Source organism: Pseudomonas sp. LBUM1662 (assembly GCF_059695915.1).
In genome coordinates this window covers 6,581,689-6,600,576 of sequence record NZ_CP166793.1, presented here as the reverse complement: position 1 = coordinate 6,600,576, position 18,888 = coordinate 6,581,689, and the positions used below count along the sequence as shown (strand labels likewise).

Sequence of the window (18,888 nt, the reverse complement as noted above, 5' to 3'; positions counted from 1 at the left end):
AGATGACCAATGATCAACGTAGACCTGCAACAACTTATCCAGGCGCTGGACGCCGAAACCCGTCGTGATCTGGAAAGTTCTGCCGAGCGCTGCGTCGCCCGTGGCGGCAGCAAAATCCTCGTCGAAGACTTGCTGCTCGGCCTGCTGGAGCGCCCGCAAGGCTTGCTCGCACGCGCGCTGCAAGACGCGGAAGTGGATGCCGGTGAGCTGAGCGCCGCGTTGCAATCGCGGGTCGAGCACAGCGCCTCGCGCAACCCGGTGTTCGCCCCGGAACTGGTGCAGTGGCTGCAAGACGCGCTGCTGGTGGCCAACCTTGAACTGGGCCAGAGCCAGGTCGAGCAAGCCGCGTTGATCCTCGCGCTGCTGCGCAACCCGATGCGCTATGCGGGCAGCCGCTACCAGTCGTTGCTGGCCAAGCTGAACATCGAGCGCCTGAAAGAATTCGCCCTGTCGCAGAAAGAGCAACCGGCCACCGGCAAACCCTCTGTGCCGGGCGAATCGCTGCTGGAGCGCTTCACGCATAACCTGACTCAACAGGCCCGCGACGGCAAACTCGACCCGGTGCTGTGCCGCGACGGCGCGATCCGTCAGATGGTCGACATCCTCGCCCGTCGCCGCAAGAACAACCCGATTGTGGTTGGTGAAGCCGGCGTTGGTAAGACTGCGATCGTCGAAGGCCTGGCCTCGCGCATTGCCGCCGGTGAAGTGCCGCAAGTCTTGAAAGGCGTGGAACTGCTGTCGCTGGACATGGGCTTGCTGCAAGCCGGCGCCAGCGTCAAAGGTGAATTCGAACGTCGCCTCAAAGGCGTGATCGACGAAGTCAAAGCCTCGCCGAAACCGATCATCCTGTTCATCGACGAAGCCCACACGCTGATCGGCGCGGGCGGCAATGCCGGCGGTTCCGACGCGGCCAACCTGCTCAAGCCTGCATTGGCCCGTGGCGAGTTGCGCACCATCGCCGCGACCACCTGGGCGGAGTACAAAAAATACTTCGAAAAAGACCCGGCCCTGGCCCGTCGTTTCCAGCCGGTGCAACTGCACGAGCCGACCGTCAGCGAAGCGGTGACCATCCTCCGTGGCCTGGCTCAGGTCTACGAGAAGAGTCACGGCATCTACCTGCGCGATGACGCAGTGGTTGCGGCAGCCGAGTTGTCTGCTCGTTACCTCGCAGGCCGTCAGCTGCCAGACAAAGCCGTCGACGTGCTCGACACCGCGTGCGCTCGGGTGCGCATCAGCCTCGCCGCTGCCCCGGAAAGCCTTGAGCGCCTGCGTGGCGAACTGGCTGAAGGTGGCCGTCAGCGCCAGGCCCTGCGCCGTGATGCTGAAGCCGGTTTGCTGATCGATCACGAAGCGCTGGACGCGTTGGAAGATCGCCTGGCGACTGCCGAAGAGGAAATGGTCGCGCTGGAAACCCTGTGGACCGAACAGAAAGAGCTGGCCGAGCGCCTGCTGGATCTGCGTCAGCAACTGGCCAAGGCACGCGAAGCGGCAGCCGTCGAGCCAATCGTCACCGTTGAAGAAGACGCCGAAGGCACCGTGATCGAAACGCTGCCGGTGGACGAAGCGCACAGCGTCGAAACCCTGGAAGCCGCACTCAACGAAACGCACAAAGCGCTGACCGAGCTTCAGGTCAAAGAACGTTTGGTGAGCTTCGAAGTGTGCCCGCGTCTGGTCGCCGAAGTCATCAGCGCCTGGACCGGCGTGCCATTGGCGCAACTGGCCCGTGAACATAACGCCAAGGTCGCCAGCTTTGCCACCGACCTGCGCACGCGCATCCGTGGTCAGGAACAAGCCGTTCACGCCCTGGACCGCTCGATGCGCGCCACCGCTGCCGGCCTGAACAAACCTGACGCGCCAGTGGGTGTGTTCCTGCTGGTCGGCCCGAGTGGTGTCGGCAAGACCGAAACTGCACTGGCTCTCGCGGACTTGCTGTACGGCGGTGATCGTTTCATCACCACCATCAACATGTCCGAGTTTCAGGAGAAGCACACCGTCTCGCGCCTGATCGGTGCGCCACCGGGCTACGTCGGTTACGGCGAGGGCGGCATGCTCACCGAAGCCGTGCGCCAGAAGCCTTACTCGGTCGTGCTGCTCGATGAAGTCGAGAAGGCTGACCCGGACGTACTGAACCTGTTCTACCAAATCTTCGACAAAGGCGTGGCCAACGACGGCGAAGGACGCGAGATCGACTTCCGCAACACGCTAATCCTGATGACCTCGAACCTGGGCAGCGACCGCATCAGCGAACTCTGCGAAAACGGCGCACGCCCATCAGCCGAAGTGCTCGAAGAAACCATTCGCCCGGTGCTCAGCAAGCACTTCAAACCGGCGTTGCTGGCGCGGATGCGCGTGGTGCCTTACTACCCGGTCGGCGGCCCGGTGCTGCGTGAGCTGATCGAAATCAAACTCGGTCGTCTGGGCGAACGCCTGAACCGTCGTCAGCTGGACTTCACCTACTCGCAAGACCTCGTCGATCACCTCGCCGAACGCTGCACCCAAAGCGACAGCGGCGCGCGTTTGATCGACCACTTGCTCGACCTGCACGTGCTGCCGTTGGTGGCCGACCGCTTGCTCGACGCGATGGCCACCGGTGAAAGCCTCAAGCGTGTCCACGCGACGCTCGACGGCAACGCCAGCGTGACGTGCGAGTTCGCCTGAGGTGGGTGTGATGTTCACTCAAGTGCCGCAACCGCTGGTCTATGCCGAAGCCTTGCTGGCGCAGTTCGCCAGCCTGTCGCGCGCGGCGGACGGCGCTGCGTTGCTGGGTGACTTCGTGCGCGGATTGGCCGAGCTCAGCGGTTGCGAGCTGACGCAGTTGTACCTGCTGGACGCGACTCACACCTGCCTGGGGATGAACGCCGAGTGCCTCAACGGCATCCTGCAACCCCGTGAAGCGGAGAGCCTGCCGGCGGATTACAACGGTGAACAACTGCTGCAATTCGCCCTGTGCCAGAACCGCGTGGTGAGCCTCAGCGAGTTGAGCGGCAGCCTGCACGAAACCAGTTTCCTGCCGCCGCAGGCCACGCCTTGGCAGTCGCTGTTGTGCGTGCCGCTGGTCAATCAGCAGAAGGCCGTCGAAGGCTTGCTGCTGTGCGCCAGTCGCCGGCACATCGACCTGCAAGGCTTCGCCGATTCCCTCGGGCAACTGGGTTCGTTCGTGCTTGGCCAGTTGCATTTGCTCCAGCGTTTGCGTCAGCCGAGCGGTGACGTACGACCGATGAAGGTCAGCGTCCCAAGCGCCAGCGGTTACGGTTTGATCGGCAAGAGCAAGGCCATGCGCCAGACCTATTCGCTGATCAGCAAAGTCCTGCACAGCCCGTACACCGTGCTGCTGCGCGGCGAAACCGGCACCGGCAAGGAAGTAGTCGCACGGGCGATTCACGACTGCGGCCCGCGCCGTTCCCAGGCGTTCATCGTGCAGAACTGCGCGGCGTTCCCCGAGAACCTGCTGGAAAGCGAACTGTTCGGCTACCGCAAAGGTGCGTTCACCGGTGCTGATCGCGACCGTGCCGGGCTGTTCGATGCGGCCAACGGCGGCACCTTGTTGCTCGATGAAATCGGCGACATGCCGCTGTCCCTGCAAGCCAAGCTGCTGCGCGTGTTGCAGGAAGGCGAGATTCGTCCGCTGGGTTCCAACGACACCCACAAGATCGACGTGCGCATCATCGCCGCGACGCACCGGGATTTGTCGGTGCTGGTCAGCGAAGGCAAATTCCGCGAGGACTTGTACTACCGCCTCGCGCAATTCCCGATCGAGTTGCCGGCCCTGCGTCAGCGCGAAGGCGACATCCTCGACCTGGCCCGCCACTTCGCCGACAAGGCCTGCTCGTTCTTGCAGCGCGATGCGGTGCGCTGGTCCGATGCGGCGCTGGATCACCTGTCCGGTTATGCCTTTCCCGGCAACGTGCGCGAACTCAAAGGCCTGGTCGAACGTGCTGTTCTGCTGTGCGAGGGCGGCGAGTTGCTGGCCGAACATTTCTCCCTGCGCATGGAAGCCATGCCGGAAGACAACAGCCTGAACCTGCGCGAACGCCTGGAGCAGGTCGAGCGCAGCCTGCTGCTCGATTGCCTGCGCAAAAACGACGGCAACCAGACCCTCGCCGCCCGCGAACTCGGCCTGCCGCGCCGCACGCTGCTGTATCGCCTCGGGCGCTTGAATATCAACCTGGGTGATTTCGATGGGTAGGCAAATGACCGTCGATTTCACCTCATCCGCTTCTAACAGCGCCGCCCAACCGGGTCGGCGCTTTGTGCTTTGTCTACCCATGGAGACCCTCTGATGCCTGTTCGTCACTGGCAAGCCGTCCTGCTGACCCTCGTCGTTCTATGCGGCCTCGGCGGCTGTAGCGGCAATTACAAATTCAACGACAACACCTATCGCCCCTTGGGTGATCCGCAGGCGGTCAATCGCGGCAAGTGACCGCAAGGAGTATCACCATGGAACTGGTTTTCGAAATGCTGAACACCAAGCAGTTCGTGCCCACGGATTTGTGCCAGAAGACCTTCAAACAGGCCGGTGGCGTGATCGGGCGGGGCGAGGACTGCGACTGGATCATTCCCGACCGCAAGCGTCACCTGTCCAACCACCACGCGGTGATCAGCTACCGCGAAGGCACGTTTTTCCTGACCGATACCAGCAGCAACGGTATCCAGGACAGCGAAAGCGGCGCGCGCCTGCGCAAGGGCGAAGCGATGCGCATCGAACACGGCAGCGTGTACGTGCTGGGTGATTTCGAGATCCGTGCGCGTCTGGTGCGCGACCCGGCGACCTTCGACGTGGAAGTCGGCCGTCCGCAAGCGGCCGGCAGCATCATTCCGGACGATGCGTTCCTCGACCTCGATCCGCTGAACGCCCTCGATCAGCAGGAGCGCGTGTACTCGGAAATCGACGAGCTGATCTCGCCAAACAACGCTCCACAGGACACCCGTCAGCGCGCCGATTACGCCCGCATCGACATGGAAAGCCTGATGGTCCCGGAGCTGATCAACGCCCCGGCAGAACCGGAGCCAGCACCGGCACCGAAAGCGGTCGAGCGTCAGAGCGACGGTTTCTGGGAGCACTTCGGCGCGGCACTGGGCGTGGACCTCAAAGGCCTCGACCACGACGCCCGCGAAGCCCTGGCGCTGAACGCGGCACGCCTGCTCAAGCAGAGCGTCGGCGGTTTGCAGCAGAGCCTGCGTACCCGCAGCGAACTGAAAAACGAACTGCGCCTGGCCCAGACCATCGTTCAAGGCACAAACAAAAACCCGCTGAAATTCGCCGTTGATGCCGGTGAAGCGCTGGGCATTTTGTTGCAGCCGAACAAGCCGGGCCAGTTGCCGGCCGAGCAGGCGATCTCTCGCTCGTTCCGTGATTTGCAGGCGCATCAGGTGGCCTTGCTCACCGCCAGCCGCGCCGCCGTTCGCGGCACGCTGGAACACTTCTCGCCAGAGCAATTGACCCTGCGTTTCGAGCGCGACAACAAGCCGATCATGGCCACGTCCGGCAGCCGCTGGAGAGCGTACGGCCGTTATCACCAGGCTCTGCGCCAGGACGATGACTGGAGCGAACGCTTGCTGGCACGCGACTTTGCCCAGGCTTACGAAGAACAGATCCGCCTGATTTCCACCCTTCACACCGACCACCAAGGATGATGCGCATGTCTCGCTGCTCGACCGCTTTTTTCAAGACGCTGACGGCGTTCGCGGCCCTGGTGCTGCTGGCCGGCTGCTCGTCGTTGTCGCCGTATTCCCACGTTACCAAGCTCAACCTGAAGCTCACCGCCAGCGATCAGCTGAACCCGGACCTCAACGGGCGTCCGTCGCCGATTGTCGTGCGTCTGTTCGAGCTCAAGCACCCGGTGACCTTCGAGAACGCCGACTTCTTCAGCCTGTACGAGCGCGCCAAGGAATCCCTGGCCCCGGACCTGGTGGCCAGCGAAGAACTCGAGCTGCGCCCGGGTGAAACCGTCGAGCTCAAGCTCAGCGTGGAGGAGGGCAGCCGCTACGTCGGCATCCTCGCCGCCTACCGCGACCTGCCGGAAACCAAGTGGCGCTACACGGTGCAGATCACTCCGGTGGAAGTCACCGACGCAGACCTGACCCTCGATCAGGCCGGTATTCGCAACAGCAACGAAACGCTCGCCAAGGCGGATGACTGAACATGAATTCCCATAAAGTCATTTGGCAGGAAGGCATGCTGCTGCGTCCGCAGCACTTCCAGCATAACGACCGCTATTACGACCACCAGATGAAGACCCGCACCCAGTTGCTGGGCAGCTACACCTGGGGCTTCCTGAACCTGGACATCGACTTGCAGTTCCTCAACATGGGCAAACTGGTGATCAGCCAGGCCTCGGGGATTCTGCCGGACGGCAGCCTTTTTGAACTCGGCGGCAACACCGAGCCGCTGGCCCTCGACGTACCGCCGAACACCGGTAACACGCCGATCTACCTGGCGCTGCCGCTGGTCACCGGCAACCACATCGAGGCCCGTCGCCCGGAGCAATCCGACGTGCTGGCGCGCTACACCGCGTACGAAGCGGAAGTGGCCGACTCCAACGCCGGCGACGATTCGGCCAGCCAGGTCAGCTGTGGTCGCCCGGACTTCAAACTGTTGCTCGGCGAGCAGCAGAGCGACCAGGCCTACGTGAAGCTGAAAGTCTGCGACGTGCTCGACACCACGCCCGATGGCGTGATCAGCCTCGATCCGGATTTCGTGCCGACCTACATTCAGGCGCATGCCTCCAGCTACTTGCTGTCGTGTCTGAAAGAAGTGATCAGCATGCTCGGTCACCGGGGCGACACCATCGCCGAGCGCATCCGTTCCAACGGCAAGGTCGGTGGTGCGGAAGTCGGCGACTTCATGATGCTGCAACTGATCAACCGCACCGAACTGCTGCTGCGCCATTACCTCGGCCTGGAGCAGGTTCACCCGGAAGAGTTGTACCGCACGCTGCTGACCATGCTCGGCGATCTGGCGACCTTCTCCAGCGACAGCAAACGCCCGCGTCTGGACAGCCGTTACCAGCACAGCGACCAGGGCGCGAGCTTCCGCAAACTGATGGAAGCGATTCGTCAGGTGCTGTCGATGGTGCTCGAACAGCACGCCATCGAACTGGTTCTGCAAGCGCGTCAGTACGGCATCATTGTTTCGCCGTTGCACGACCACAAACTGCTGGGCTCGGCCTCGTTCGTGCTCGCCGCCAGTGCCAACTGCGACTCCGAAGAACTGCGCCATCGCTTGCCGGCGCACCTCAAGGTCGGCCCGGTGGAGCGCATCCGCCAACTGGTCAACCTGCATCTGCCGGGCATCAAGGTCAAACCGTTGCCGGTGGCGCCTCGGCAGATCGCGTTCCACTCCAACAAAACCTATTTCATTCTCGAACTCAGTTCCGAAGACCTGGCACAACTCGAGCGCTCCGGCGGCTTCGCGTTCCACGTGTCCGGCGAATTCGCCGAGCTTGAACTGAAATTCTGGGCCATCAGGAACTGACCGACATGATCAAGGACATGGAACACAACCAGGACGATAAAACCGTCCTGCTCGACCGCCAGGGCCACGGCCCGGCGCAGAGTCCGCTCACCGATTTCGCTGCACCGCCGCGTTTCGAACAGCTTGAAGAACGGATGATCTACGCCGCGCGATTGCGCCCGGCGGAATCCTTCAACATCAGCCTCAATTCGCTGGTGGCTGCCGCGTCCGATCTGTTGTCGGAAGTGGTACGCCTCAAGCACAGCGACACCCGCGAAGACATGTACGCGCTCAACGAGCGACTGACCGCCGGGCTGAAACTGTTTGAAGTGCGCGCGCTGCACAACGGCGCCGAAAGCAGCCAGGTGATGGCCGCGCGTTACGTGCTCTGCACCGTGGTCGACGAAGCCGTCGTGACCACGCCGTGGGGCAACGAAAGCGAGTGGTCGCAGATGAGCCTGCTCAGCAGCTTCCACAACGAAACCTTCGGCGGCGAGAAGTTCTTCCAGCTGCTGGATCGCCTGTCGAAAAACCCGGTCAAGCACCTGCCGATGCTGGAGCTGATGTACCTGTGCCTGTCCCTCGGTTTCGAAGGCAAGTACCGCGTGCAAGCCCGCGGCATGCTCGAACTCGAAGGCATCCGCGACGCCTTGTATCGCCAGATTCGTCAGTTGCGCGGCGACGTGCCTCGCGAATTGTCGCCGCACTGGGAAGGCTTGAACGATCAGCGCCGCAGCCTGGTGCGCATCGTGCCGGCGTGGATGGTGGTGCTGTTCACCGTGGTCTGCCTGGTGGTGATGTATTCGGGTTTCGCCTGGGTGTTGGGCGAGCAACGCGAAACCGTTCTGCAACCTTTTCAGCAGCTAGATCCGGCCGCGGTCCAGCCGCAGTCGCAGCCGTAAACAGGGACGTGTGATGAAAAAGTTTTTCAAGAAAGTCGGCGCATTCTTGCGCAAGACCTGGGTCTGGACCTTGTTGGTGGTGCTGTTTCTGGCGCTGTTGGTGTGGTTCGTCGGGCCGCTGCTGGCGGTGGATGACTACAAGTTCTGGGAAGGTTCGACCTCCCGTCTGCTGACCATCAGTGTGCTGTTCCTGATCTGGGGCCTGACGATGGTCTTCGTCAGCTGGCGCGCTGGCGTACGCAAGAAAGCCATCGAAGACACCGAAGACGGCCAGGATCGTATCCGCCGTGACGAGCTGATCGACGAAGAGCAGAAAGAGCTTCGCGTGCGCTTCAAGGATGCGTTGAAAACCCTGAAGACCTCCAGCCTGTATCGTGGTCGCAGCGAGCGCTGGCGCAGTGACTTGCCGTGGTACTTGCTGATCGGCCCGCAGAGCAGCGGCAAGACCAGCCTGCTGGACTTCTCGGGCCTTGAGTTTCCGATCAACAAGATCGACCGCAAACTGACCCGCGACACTCTCGGCACCCGTCATTGCGACTGGTATTTCGCCGACCACGGTGTGCTGATCGACACCGCCGGGCGCTACTTGACCCAGCCGGATGCCGAAGTCGATGGCAGCGCCTGGAGCACCTTGCTCGACCTGCTGCGCAAGCGTCGTCGCAACCGCCCGTTGAACGGCGTGCTGGTGACCATCCCGGTTGAATTGCTGCTGGGCAACACCGAACAGGATCTCGACACCCTGGCTCGCCAAGTGCGTGCGCGTCTGCAAGACGTGCATCAGAAACTGCACGTCGATGTGCCGGTGTATCTGGTGCTGAGCAAGGCCGACAAGCTGCTCGGTTTCGACGAGTTCTTCGATCAGCTGACCCGCGAAGAAAGCGATCAGGTGCTCGGCACCAGCTTCCGCAAAGAGCAGAGCGGCACCGACGTCGCCGTCCTGCGCGCCGAGTTCGAAGAGCTGCTGCGTCGCCTCAACAGCCAAGTCATCATGCGCATGCACCAAGAGCGCGACACCCAGCGCCGTGGCCGCATCCTCGACTTCCCGCATCAACTGGGGCAGATCGGCGAGCGCCTGTGCCTGTTCGTCGACATGGCGTTCACCGGCAACCGCTACCAGCGTGTCAGCCAGCTGCGCGGTTTCTACCTGACCAGCGCTCCGCACCTGACTCAAGAGATGGACCAGACCACCGCCGGCATCGGCGCCAGTCTGGGCATGAGCGCCGGCATGCTGCCGACCTTGCGCAGTGGCCGCTCGCGGTTCATTCACCATTTGCTCAGCCGGGTGATTTTCCCCGAGGCCGACCTGGCCGGTCTGGACAAGCGCGAACGCAGCCGCATCCATTGGGGCCAACGTGCGCTGTACGTCGGCGCTCTGGCGGCACTGGCGTTGTTCGGCATGCTCTGGGCGGGCGGTTTCTCTGCCAACTACGAGCGTCTGGAAAACCTGCGCAACCTGGCCACTAACTGGACGCAGCAACGCTCGGCCCTGACCGCGCGTGATGATTCCATGGCGGTGCTCAAACCCCTCGATAGCAGCTACGCGGCGACCCAGGTCTTCCCGAAAAAAGGTGACGTGTCGTACCACGAGCGCGGCGGCCTGTACCAAGGTGAAGAGGTCAACCCGGTGGTCAGGGACGCGTACGAGCGTGAGCTCGAAGCGCAATTGCTGCCGAAAGTCGCGACGCTGCTGGAAGGGCAGATCCGCGCCAACATGAAGGACCGCGAACGCCTGATCAACAGCCTGCGCGCGTACCTGATGCTGAACATGAAGGATCGCCGCGACGGTCCGTGGCTCAAGGATTGGGTCGCCACCGAATGGTCCCAGCGCTACGCCGGCAACACCGCGGTGCAGAACGGTTTGAACACGCACTTCGAGCGTTTGCTCAAGCAGCCGTTTATCTACCCGCTGAACGATCAACTGGTGGCGCAGGCGCGTCAGGTGCTGCGCAGTGAGTCTCTGGCCAACGTGGTTTACCGGATGCTGCGCGAGCAGGCCCGCAACCTGCCGGAATACCGTCTGAGCCAACACATGGGGCCGCAGGCTTCACTGTTTGTCGGCACTGATTACGTGATCCCGGGCTTCTACACCCAACAGGGTTATCAGCAGTATTTCTCGGTCCAGGGCAGTGCGCTGGTCACCGATATCCTGCGTGACAACTGGGTGCTGGGCGAAGGCGCGGGCATCAGCGGCATGGACTTGCGCCGCCTGATGGTCGAGCTGGAGCAACTGTACTTCCGCGACTACGCCAACTTCTGGAGTGAAGCGGTCGGCCAGGTGGCCCTGCCACCGATCAACGATGCGGGCGAGGGCGCCGAGCAACTGGCGGGCCTGACTTCTGCCAATTCCCCGGTGCTGCAACTGCTGGTGGAAGTGCGCGAGAACACCCGGTTCCCGGCAGACGCCGAACCGGTTGATCAAGCCGCTGACGCCGCAGCAGCGCTGGGCGAGCAGAAAGGCAAGCTGGGCAAGCTGGGCAAACTGGCGTCTGCTGCAGCGGACCAGGCTGCGGACATGGCAGCGATGAAAAACCTGCCGGACACCGCGAAGAAATCCCTGCAACGTCGCTTCGAACCGCTGCACCGTCTGCTGGATGACAACAACGGCCCGGCCGCTGATTTGACCCCGGCACTCGCCGCGCTCAACGACCTGCAACTGCAACTGGCGAGCCTCGCGCGTGCCAGTTCCCCGGATCAGGCCGCGTTCGAAATGGCCAAGACCCGCATGAGCGGCCAGCGTGATGCGCTGAGCGCCCTGCGCAATGCTTCCAATCGTCTGCCGCGTCCGGTCAGCGTGTGGTTCAACGTGTTGGCCGAAGACACCTGGCGACTGGTGCTCAACGATTCCTACCAGTACCTGAACCAGCGTTATCAGAGCGAGCTGTACAGCTTCTACGGCAAGGCGATCAACAAGCGTTATCCGTTCAGCGCCCACAGCACCAGCGACGTCGCGATCAGCGATTTCCGCGAGTTCTTCAAGGCGCAGGGCATCAACGATCGCTTCTTCGAGACCTACATGCGTCCGTTCGTCAGTGGCGACCCAGGCAACTACCGCCTGCGCACCATCGACGGTCACAGCATGCCGATCTCCAAGGTCTACCTCGACCAGATGGCCGCCGCCCAAGTGATCCGCCAGAGCTTCTTCTCGGTCAACCCGGCCGAGCCGCAAGTGCAGTTCAAACTGGAGCCGTACACCCTCGACCCGGCCGTCAGCCGTTCCGAGTTCAAGTTTGGCGACAAGACCATCGAGTACCGCCACGGCCCGATCGTGCCGGTGTCGTTCAAATGGCCGACCGACGCTGAAGACGGTCGCACCAGCCTGGTCCTCGACAAAATGGCCGGCCGCCCGATCGGTATCGAAAAGAACACTGGCCCCTGGTCGCTGTTCCGTCTGTTCGACCTGATGCAGACCGAGTACCTGAGCGGTCGCGACGTGCTGGTGCTGAAAGCTGACGTGGGTGGCCTGCGCGCCAATTACCTGCTCAGCAGTCAGCGCACGCCGAACCCGTTCGACATGGGCGTGCTGCGCACCTTCCGTATGCCGGTGCAGCTCTGATGCTGGTTGCCAGTCCCTGGCGCAGCGCTGCGCGTACCGATGCCGGCAAGGTTCGGGCGCGCAACGAAGATGCTTTTCTCGACTGTCCACAGCAGGGGCTGTGGGTGGTCGCGGACGGCATGGGCGGTCATCAGGGTGGCGACATCGCAAGCCAGTTGATCGTCGCCAGCCTGGCGGAATTGCCGGTGCAGGATGACTTCGACGAACGACTCAAAGGCATTCGCCAGTGCCTGCACTGGTTGAATCGCCGCCTGGGTCAGGAGTTGACCGTCACCGCCGGGCGCCACGACAGCATCATGGGCAGCACCGTGGTGGCGCTGCTGGTGGAAGGCAACCGCGCGGCCTGCATCTGGGCCGGCGACAGCCGTTGCTACCTGTGGCGCGGCCAGCGTTTGTATCAGCTGTCCAAGGACCATTCGCTGCAACAGCAACTGATCGACGAGCAAAACATGAGCATCGAAGACGCCCGTGCGCATCCATCGGCCCATGCCCTGACCCGTGCGGTCGGCGCGGCTGATGTGTTGACGCTGGACGTGCTCGAACTCGAGGTTTACCCCGGCGATACGTTTCTGTTGTGCAGCGACGGTTTGTACCAAGGGCTCAGCAGCGATGCCTTGGGCAATGCCCTGAGCCTGACCGCGCCGCACGTTGCGCTGGAGCGTCTGTTCGACGGCGCCCTGCGTGGCTCGGCCCGGGACAACCTGACTGCCGTGGTGATCCGACAATGAACCAACTCATGCCGCCGCTCGACGACCTGCTGGTGACCGACGAGGAAGCCAATAACCTGACTTACTTTGCGTTTGCCAAATCTCATCAGGCGGAACCTGCACTGGCGCCAACCAAGGCCAGCATCGGCGCAATGCCCGACGTGCTTGCAGGCCGTTATCGCATCGAGCGTCTGCTCGGTGCCGGTGGCATGGGTGCGGTCTACCGCGCACGGGACTTGCTGAGCGAACAGTTCGGCGATCCCGATCCTTACATCGCGCTGAAAATCCTCAGCGAAGAATTTGCCGAATCGCCGGATGCCAGCGCCTTGCTCTACAGCGAGTTCGCCCTGACCCGACGCTTGCGCCACGACAACGTGCTGCGCTTTCACACCTTTGAAGTGGACACCGACTGCCAGCGCGCCTTCATCACCATGGAACTCATGCGTGGGCTGACCCTGGATAAATTACTCTGCGAGCGGCCCTTGGGCCTGCCGTGGAAAGAACTGCGCGACATCGCGCTGCCGCTGCTCGACGCGCTGGCCTACGCCCACGCTCGCGGCGTGCTGCACGGTGACATGAAGCCGAGCAACGTGATGCTCAGCGAAGAAGGCGTGCGCCTGTTCGACTTCGGCCTCGGCCAGGCCGAAGAAGGCATCTTGCCTGGCCTGCCACACCTGAGCCGCGACCGCTTCAACGCCTGGACCCCGGGCTACGCCGCCGCGGAACTGCTCGAAGGCCAACCGCTGTCGGCCAGTGCCGATGTGTACGGCGTGGCCTGTGTGCTCTACGAGTTGGCGGGCGGCAAACACCCGTTCCGCCGCTTGTCGTCGATCGAGGCCCGCGACGCGCACCTCGACCGCGAGCTCCACGCGCCACGGAATCTACCGAAACACTGCTGGCCAGCCCTGCGAACGGCGCTGGCTTTCGATGCGGCCAAGCGCACCATCACCGCCGCCCAACTGCGTGACGCCTTGGGCGCCACTTCGTCTTTGCTGCAACGCCTGCGACTGCGGGCGTAACGGATGACTACCGAACAGGGAGCAAGCAATGTTCAACTCCGCTAACGAAACGCATTTCAGCCTCACAGTCGAAGACTATGCCGGCGACCTGCAAGTGCTGTCGTTCACCGGCACCGAAGGCATCAGCCAGCCGTATCGCTTCGACCTCGAACTGGTCAGCGAAAACCCCGATCTGGACCTGGAAAAACTCCTGCACAAACAGGCGTTCCTGGCGTTCGATCCGCAGGGCTCCGGCATCCACGGCCAGATCTACCGCGTCGCCCAAGGCGATGCCGGCAAACGCCTGACCCGCTACAAAGTCTCCCTGGTGCCGCAACTGCAATACCTGCATCACCGCACCAACCAGCGCATCTACCAACAGATGTCCGCGCCGAAAATCATCGCGCTGATCCTCGACGAGCACGGCATCAAGGGCAACGCCTACCGCTTCCAGCTCAGCCAGCCCTGCCCGGACCGCGACTACTGCGTGCAATACGACGAAACCGACCTGCACTTCGTCCAGCGCCTGTGCGAAGAGGAAGGCATTCACTACCACTTCCAGCACAGCGCCAAAGGTCATCTACTGGTCTTCGGCGACGACCAAACGGTGTTCCCGAAACTAGGCCAGCCAACGGCGTACGTGCAAGGCAGCGGCATGGTCGCCGACGAACCCGTCATCAAAGGCTTCAAACTGCGCCTCGAAACCCGCACCGGCCGCGTCACCCGCCGCGACTACGACTTCGAAAAACCACGCCTGCAACTCGAAGCGGCGTACAAACCCGACGGCGAAAGCACCGAACCGGATCTGGAAGATTACGACTACCCCGGCCGCTTCCTCGACCGCGCGCGCGGCAAATTCCTCAGCCAGCGCGCGCTCGAACGCCACCGCGCCGACTACCAGCAAGCCGAAGGCCACGGCGACCAGACCAGGCTGATCAGCGGCCACTTCCTGGAAATGTCCGACCACCCGCGTACCGAGTGGAACGACCTCTGGCTGCTCACCGAAATCGTCCACGAAGGCAAACAACCGCAAGTCCTCGAAGAGTCCGTGACCAGCGACACCACCGACAACAAAGACGACTTCCACCAGGGCTACCGCAACCGCTTCCTCGCCACCCCGTGGACCGTGTTCTACCGCCCCGCGTTGCAACACCCCAAACCCCGCGTCCTCGGCAGCCAGACCGCCATGGTCACCGGCCCCAAAGGCGAAGAAATCCACTGCGACCAATACGGCCGCATCAAAGTGCAATTCCACTGGGACCGCGAAGGCTTGGCGGATGACAAAACCAGCTGCTGGATGCGCGTGTCTTCGAGTTGGGCCGGGGATCGGTATGGCGCAATTGTCATTCCGCGTATCGGCATGGAAGTGCTGGTGACGTTCCTTGAAGGCGACCCCGATCAGCCACTGGTGACCGGTTGCCTGTACCACAAGGAAAACCGGGTTCCCTACGAACTGCCGGCGAACAAGACTCGCACCGTTTTCAAAACCCTGAGTTCACCGGGGGGCGGCGGGTTCAATGAACTGCGCATTGAAGACAAGAAAGGGGCGGAGCAGATCTTTATTCATGCCCAGCGGGATTGGGATGAAAACATTGAGCATGATCAGAAAATTCGCGTCGGCAATGAGCGGCATGACACGGTGGTGAAGAACACCTACACCGAGCTCAAGGCTGAAGAACATCGCACGACGATTGCTGATCGTAAGGTTGAAACGCGGCTGGATGATCACCTGACAATTGGGCAGAGCCAGCATGTGAAGCTGGGGACTGCGCAGCTGACCAGCGTTGGGAAAGAGATTCATCTGAAGGCTGGGGCGAAGATTGTTATCGAGGCTGGCAGCGAACTCACCATTTTGGGTGGCGGGAGTTTTATCAAGCTGGATGCGGGTGGGGTGACGGTTGTTGGGCCGGTGGTGAAGATTAATGCGGGTGGATCGGCGGGGAATGGGGCGGGGATCGGGATTAAGCCACCGGTGTTGCCGGGGGCTGCGGATAAGGATAAGGCGGGGAGTTTGATGGATCAGGCGTTGGGGAATGCGGTGCCTGAGCAGGTTAAACCGAAGGCTTTTTTTGTGTTTTCTGAGTAAGAAAAAATTAAATCAAGGGTTTAAAAAATGAAAGCTCAGCAACGTTTCAGTTTTTTTATTTTGGCCATAGTGCTTGGTTTGTTCTCCGTCAGTGTTCAGGCGGCTAGCAGTGGTGCAACTTTATGCCCCTCAAGGGAATTCACTCAATTTTTAGCTGCATTTGCTGAGAGCTCTTCAGTTCAGGAAGAGTTTACCAATTTACCGCTTAAGAAAATTATCACTGTAGATGCGGAGCCCGAGCCTAAACAAGAAGCCATACTCATTGAAAAGACAAAAATGGTATTTCCTGTAATGCCTGACAAGAAACGCCAGGAGGCGAGTGGTCTTGAATTGCAGGTTCTAGATAGTACAAGTGAAGTGGCCACAGTAAAATTAGAAAAGCCTGATACAGACTACCAGGTCATTTACGTATTTAAGCTCAGCTCGTGTTGGTTTTTGGACGAAGTCAAAGATTATTCACTTTGATTGCCATTTGAAAAGGAAGTTTTATGTCTTTCGCTGAAGTGATGCTTCGTGTTTTACCACCCGTAAATGGTCAGCAACCACATATAACGGGTCATTATGGTGAACAACGCCCTAGTGGCCCCCATGGTGGTACCGATTTTAATTATATCGGCGGGCAGGCCGGTATAAATTTGCAGTATCCGAAGGTCTATGCACCAATAGCTGGTGTAGTCACATTTACAGGCGGAACATACGGCACGATTAAAATCAAGGATGCAGAGGGTAATAGCCACGAGATCCTGCATACAAGCAGCCACATAGTAAGCGTGGGCGCAACTGTTGCTGCGGGGGATGAAATTGGCGCTATGGGTGGGCAAGGGCCAAATGGTGCTGCCCAGTACCCTCGTCACGTTCATTATCAAATGAAAAGTCCCACCAACGCGTTGATTAGTCCTGAAATATGGTGGAATGAACAGTCGGTCCCACCGACCACCCCCACAACTGCTCCTGGACCAGTTACATTCAGCCCTTTGAATTTTCAGTTTCCAATACGAAAAACAGGCGGCGCTCAGTATAAAGATGTAGACGAAATTTTTACTGCCATCCAAGCTGAAAATTCTGGGCACTATCTACTGGGGAATCACAAGTTTTGGCACGGTGGAATACATATAAGCAATTTAAGCGCTCCCCAATGCATTAGTGATGAACCGGTCCGATGCATGGCTGATGGTGTCGTCGTGGCCTATAGATTGAATAAAGACTATCTGGAATCGACATTCGAAGGTGGTGGCGGTGCAGAAGTGCTTAAGTATTCAAGCTCTTTTTGCTTGGTGCGACATGACTACAAATCCCCACCCAACACTCAGGTGACTCCGAATACGAGTAATACACTGACTTTTTATAGTTTATATATGCATTTGCTGCCATTTAATCGCTACCCCCTCGAACCCGGTGACGGAACGAAAGCTCGGTCAAGGCCTGGCTATTGGCAGGGCAAAGTACGGGCAAAAGTAGTTGGTAGTGGATTAACGCTTAGAAATGCTCCAGCGAGTTTGACTCATGGAGCTAATGCAGGAACAAAAAAAGGTAGTTCTATGGTCCTGTGCACCAATAGTATTATCGAGTTCGATAGCGCGAAGGTGCTCAATCTAAAGTTAAACGGCAAATTGCTCCGAATGGCGGAGTGTATATTCATTCCGAGTTCTTCAAATCCGCCAACGGGGCTCAAGAACCTAAATACGCCAGTACCATCTTCATTTTGGGCTTGCGTAGAGGATGTGAGCCCTAACCGAGTAGTTGAATGGCAAGAGTTAATACCTGCAAGTTTTGATATCGTCGTCCCAATGAACATGAAGATTAAAGCGGGCGACACAGTGGGGTATTTGGGTCTAAACGAAGTCCTGGCTACCCCCAATGGAGGAGTGGTCCGTAAGCATCAAGTGCATCTAGAGATTTTTACAACAGATCAAAAAATCAACGACTTTCTGATAAACCATGCTGGTGTGAAAAAAGGTAAGCGATATCTCTATTTAGCGAGCGGAACACTATTGACGAAAAAAGCTCCAGAGACAGGAGAAGTGGCACTGTCGGCAGACCACAGTGTTGAATTAAGCAAAGCTCCAATATTCAAAAACCCTACTGAATGGTATGAGGTCTCTGTAAAGGAAAACAATCAGACAATCACCGGGTTAGTAAAAAAAACGGAATCTAAAATTATCAGTCAGCATGATTGGGAAAAATTGGGTTTTCGTATAGTTAAAGAAGTAAATCCTAACGCCGATGGTTTTTTAGATCCGGATGATATGCCGCCTTTCTTTAAAAAACTATATGATGATTTGGACGCGTTGGGCAACCATGATCAAACAGTAACACCTGAAGATTTTCCAGAGGCTTTGAAGGACGTAGAATTCAGAGATCACTGGTCAAAACTAATTGCGTTTCATCCTACAGAATGGAAGGAAAAATCAAATTCGACTAAGTGGAGTCGACTAAGTCAAATTCTTGAGAGCTCTCCGGTTGTTCTTAAGCATGAAAAAGATCGAATTGATAAGCTTGTTTTTTGGGAGGATCCTGTAATTCAAGATGCAGGGCTGGGCGACGGCAATATTTGGCACTTCCATCCAGTTGCTATGGTCGGTAATTTTTTGGCCAAGGAGTCGTCGAAAGCGGGGCAAATAACTTACGACGCAGAAGGCAATGATATTCCGGGGTCGCCTTATTTTAGTCGTCATATCCATTGGCCAGGAAATGACTTATCAGGTGTTACTTTAGGTCGCGGTTACGATATGGGCTCAAGAACCGAAACAGAAATATACAATCATATGATTGCCGCTGGAGTTGACTCGGCTCAGGCAACGAAGATATCCAAAGCGCATGGATTAAAGGGGTCTAGTGCTAGTAACTTTGTAACGCATAATCGTGCCGATATTGGAAATATTACGCTTGACCAGCAAGAGGCGTTATTTGACTTAATTTATCCGGACTATGTTGCTAAAGCGATTGTCAATTACAATCACTGGACAGCTTCTCTTTCTGAACGTCTGGAATGGGATGCCTTGAGTTCTATCGTTAAAGATATTTTGGTGGATTTTGTGTACCAAGGGTTCACAAAAGGCGCAAATCCTATGAAGGCGGGAATGAAGGACGATGTCGATCAATTGATTAGCTATATCGAAAATACTCCCGCTATAAGCCAATATGAGCAGGGTAGAAAACGGGCTGCATACTTGAGAAAAAATCGCTAGG

Annotated in this window: 13 protein-coding genes; all 13 read left to right on the top strand. The window is 59.2% G+C overall.

Annotated features, from left to right (window positions below; translation table 11 throughout):
* Positions 1–9: 9 nt before the first annotated feature.
* The 13 genes from tssH (at position 10) to ACA049_RS30080 (ending at position 18,887) form a co-directional block, all read left to right on the top strand.
* A complete protein-coding gene (gene tssH, locus ACA049_RS30140) occupies positions 10–2,658 on the top strand; it encodes a type VI secretion system ATPase TssH (protein WP_497331962.1) in 2,649 nt (882 codons plus the stop codon).
* A gap of 10 nt (positions 2,659–2,668) precedes the next feature.
* A complete protein-coding gene (locus ACA049_RS30135; RefSeq protein WP_109626768.1) occupies positions 2,669–4,186 on the top strand; it encodes a sigma-54 interaction domain-containing protein in 1,518 nt (505 codons plus the stop codon).
* Between the two features lie 93 nt (positions 4,187–4,279).
* Entirely contained in the window at positions 4,280–4,420 is a 141-nt protein-coding gene (locus ACA049_RS30130; protein WP_092276060.1) for a type VI secretion protein, read from the top strand.
* 17 nt (positions 4,421–4,437) lie between these two features.
* Positions 4,438–5,634, top strand: coding sequence for a type VI secretion system-associated FHA domain protein TagH (gene tagH, locus ACA049_RS30125; protein WP_497331960.1), 1,197 nt, complete (start codon positions 4,438–4,440; stop codon positions 5,632–5,634).
* A 5-nt stretch (positions 5,635–5,639) separates the two neighbouring features.
* Entirely contained in the window at positions 5,640–6,140 is a 501-nt protein-coding gene (gene tssJ / locus ACA049_RS30120; RefSeq protein ID WP_010465266.1) for a type VI secretion system lipoprotein TssJ, read from the top strand.
* 2 nt (positions 6,141–6,142) lie between these two features.
* The gene (gene tssK / locus ACA049_RS30115; protein ID WP_497331958.1) at positions 6,143–7,474 is read left to right on the top strand and encodes a type VI secretion system baseplate subunit TssK; all 1,332 of its coding nucleotides are present in this window, start codon (positions 6,143–6,145) and stop codon (positions 7,472–7,474) included.
* 5 nt (positions 7,475–7,479) lie between these two features.
* On the top strand, positions 7,480–8,355 hold the full coding sequence (icmH, locus tag ACA049_RS30110; protein WP_461977899.1) for a type IVB secretion system protein IcmH/DotU: 876 nt from the start codon (positions 7,480–7,482) through the stop codon (positions 8,353–8,355).
* Positions 8,356–8,368: 13 nt separating this feature from the next.
* The gene (gene tssM, locus ACA049_RS30105) at positions 8,369–11,908 is read left to right on the top strand and encodes a type VI secretion system membrane subunit TssM (RefSeq protein WP_497331956.1); all 3,540 of its coding nucleotides are present in this window, start codon (positions 8,369–8,371) and stop codon (positions 11,906–11,908) included.
* Positions 11,908–12,636 (top strand): PP2C family protein-serine/threonine phosphatase, encoded by a 729-nt coding sequence (locus tag ACA049_RS30100; protein WP_497331954.1) that lies wholly within the window; start codon positions 11,908–11,910, stop codon positions 12,634–12,636. Before tssM ends, ACA049_RS30100 begins: the two co-directional genes overlap by 1 nt.
* Entirely contained in the window at positions 12,633–13,634 is a 1,002-nt protein-coding gene (locus tag ACA049_RS30095) for a serine/threonine-protein kinase (protein ID WP_497331952.1), read from the top strand. The genes ACA049_RS30100 and ACA049_RS30095 overlap by 4 nt, the downstream gene beginning before the upstream one ends.
* A gap of 28 nt (positions 13,635–13,662) precedes the next feature.
* Positions 13,663–15,699, top strand: a complete 2,037-nt coding sequence (locus tag ACA049_RS30090; protein ID WP_497331950.1) for a type VI secretion system Vgr family protein — start codon at positions 13,663–13,665, stop codon at positions 15,697–15,699.
* A gap of 27 nt (positions 15,700–15,726) precedes the next feature.
* Positions 15,727–16,164, top strand: a complete 438-nt coding sequence (locus ACA049_RS30085) for a hypothetical protein (protein WP_348133213.1) — start codon at positions 15,727–15,729, stop codon at positions 16,162–16,164.
* A gap of 23 nt (positions 16,165–16,187) precedes the next feature.
* On the top strand, positions 16,188–18,887 hold the full coding sequence (locus tag ACA049_RS30080) for a DUF8812 domain-containing protein (protein WP_497331948.1): 2,700 nt from the start codon (positions 16,188–16,190) through the stop codon (positions 18,885–18,887).
* The last annotated feature ends 1 nt before the right edge of the window (position 18,888 follow it).

What these genes read in the sequence shown, in the direction of transcription:
- tssH (WP_497331962.1), top strand. Translation starts at nt 10, where the DNA reads ATGATCAACGTAGACCTGCAACAACTTATCCAGGCGCTGGACGCCGAA.
- ACA049_RS30135 (WP_109626768.1), top strand. Translation starts at nt 2,669, where the DNA reads ATGTTCACTCAAGTGCCGCAACCGCTGGTCTATGCCGAAGCCTTGCTG.
- ACA049_RS30130 (WP_092276060.1), top strand. Translation starts at nt 4,280, where the DNA reads ATGCCTGTTCGTCACTGGCAAGCCGTCCTGCTGACCCTCGTCGTTCTA.
- tagH (WP_497331960.1), top strand. Translation starts at nt 4,438, where the DNA reads ATGGAACTGGTTTTCGAAATGCTGAACACCAAGCAGTTCGTGCCCACG.
- tssJ (WP_010465266.1), top strand. Translation starts at nt 5,640, where the DNA reads ATGTCTCGCTGCTCGACCGCTTTTTTCAAGACGCTGACGGCGTTCGCG.
- tssK (WP_497331958.1), top strand. Translation starts at nt 6,143, where the DNA reads ATGAATTCCCATAAAGTCATTTGGCAGGAAGGCATGCTGCTGCGTCCG.
- icmH (WP_461977899.1), top strand. Translation starts at nt 7,480, where the DNA reads ATGATCAAGGACATGGAACACAACCAGGACGATAAAACCGTCCTGCTC.
- tssM (WP_497331956.1), top strand. Translation starts at nt 8,369, where the DNA reads ATGAAAAAGTTTTTCAAGAAAGTCGGCGCATTCTTGCGCAAGACCTGG.
- ACA049_RS30100 (WP_497331954.1), top strand. Translation starts at nt 11,908, where the DNA reads ATGCTGGTTGCCAGTCCCTGGCGCAGCGCTGCGCGTACCGATGCCGGC.
- ACA049_RS30095 (WP_497331952.1), top strand. Translation starts at nt 12,633, where the DNA reads ATGAACCAACTCATGCCGCCGCTCGACGACCTGCTGGTGACCGACGAG.
- ACA049_RS30090 (WP_497331950.1), top strand. Translation starts at nt 13,663, where the DNA reads ATGTTCAACTCCGCTAACGAAACGCATTTCAGCCTCACAGTCGAAGAC.
- ACA049_RS30085 (WP_348133213.1), top strand. Translation starts at nt 15,727, where the DNA reads ATGAAAGCTCAGCAACGTTTCAGTTTTTTTATTTTGGCCATAGTGCTT.
- ACA049_RS30080 (WP_497331948.1), top strand. Translation starts at nt 16,188, where the DNA reads ATGTCTTTCGCTGAAGTGATGCTTCGTGTTTTACCACCCGTAAATGGT.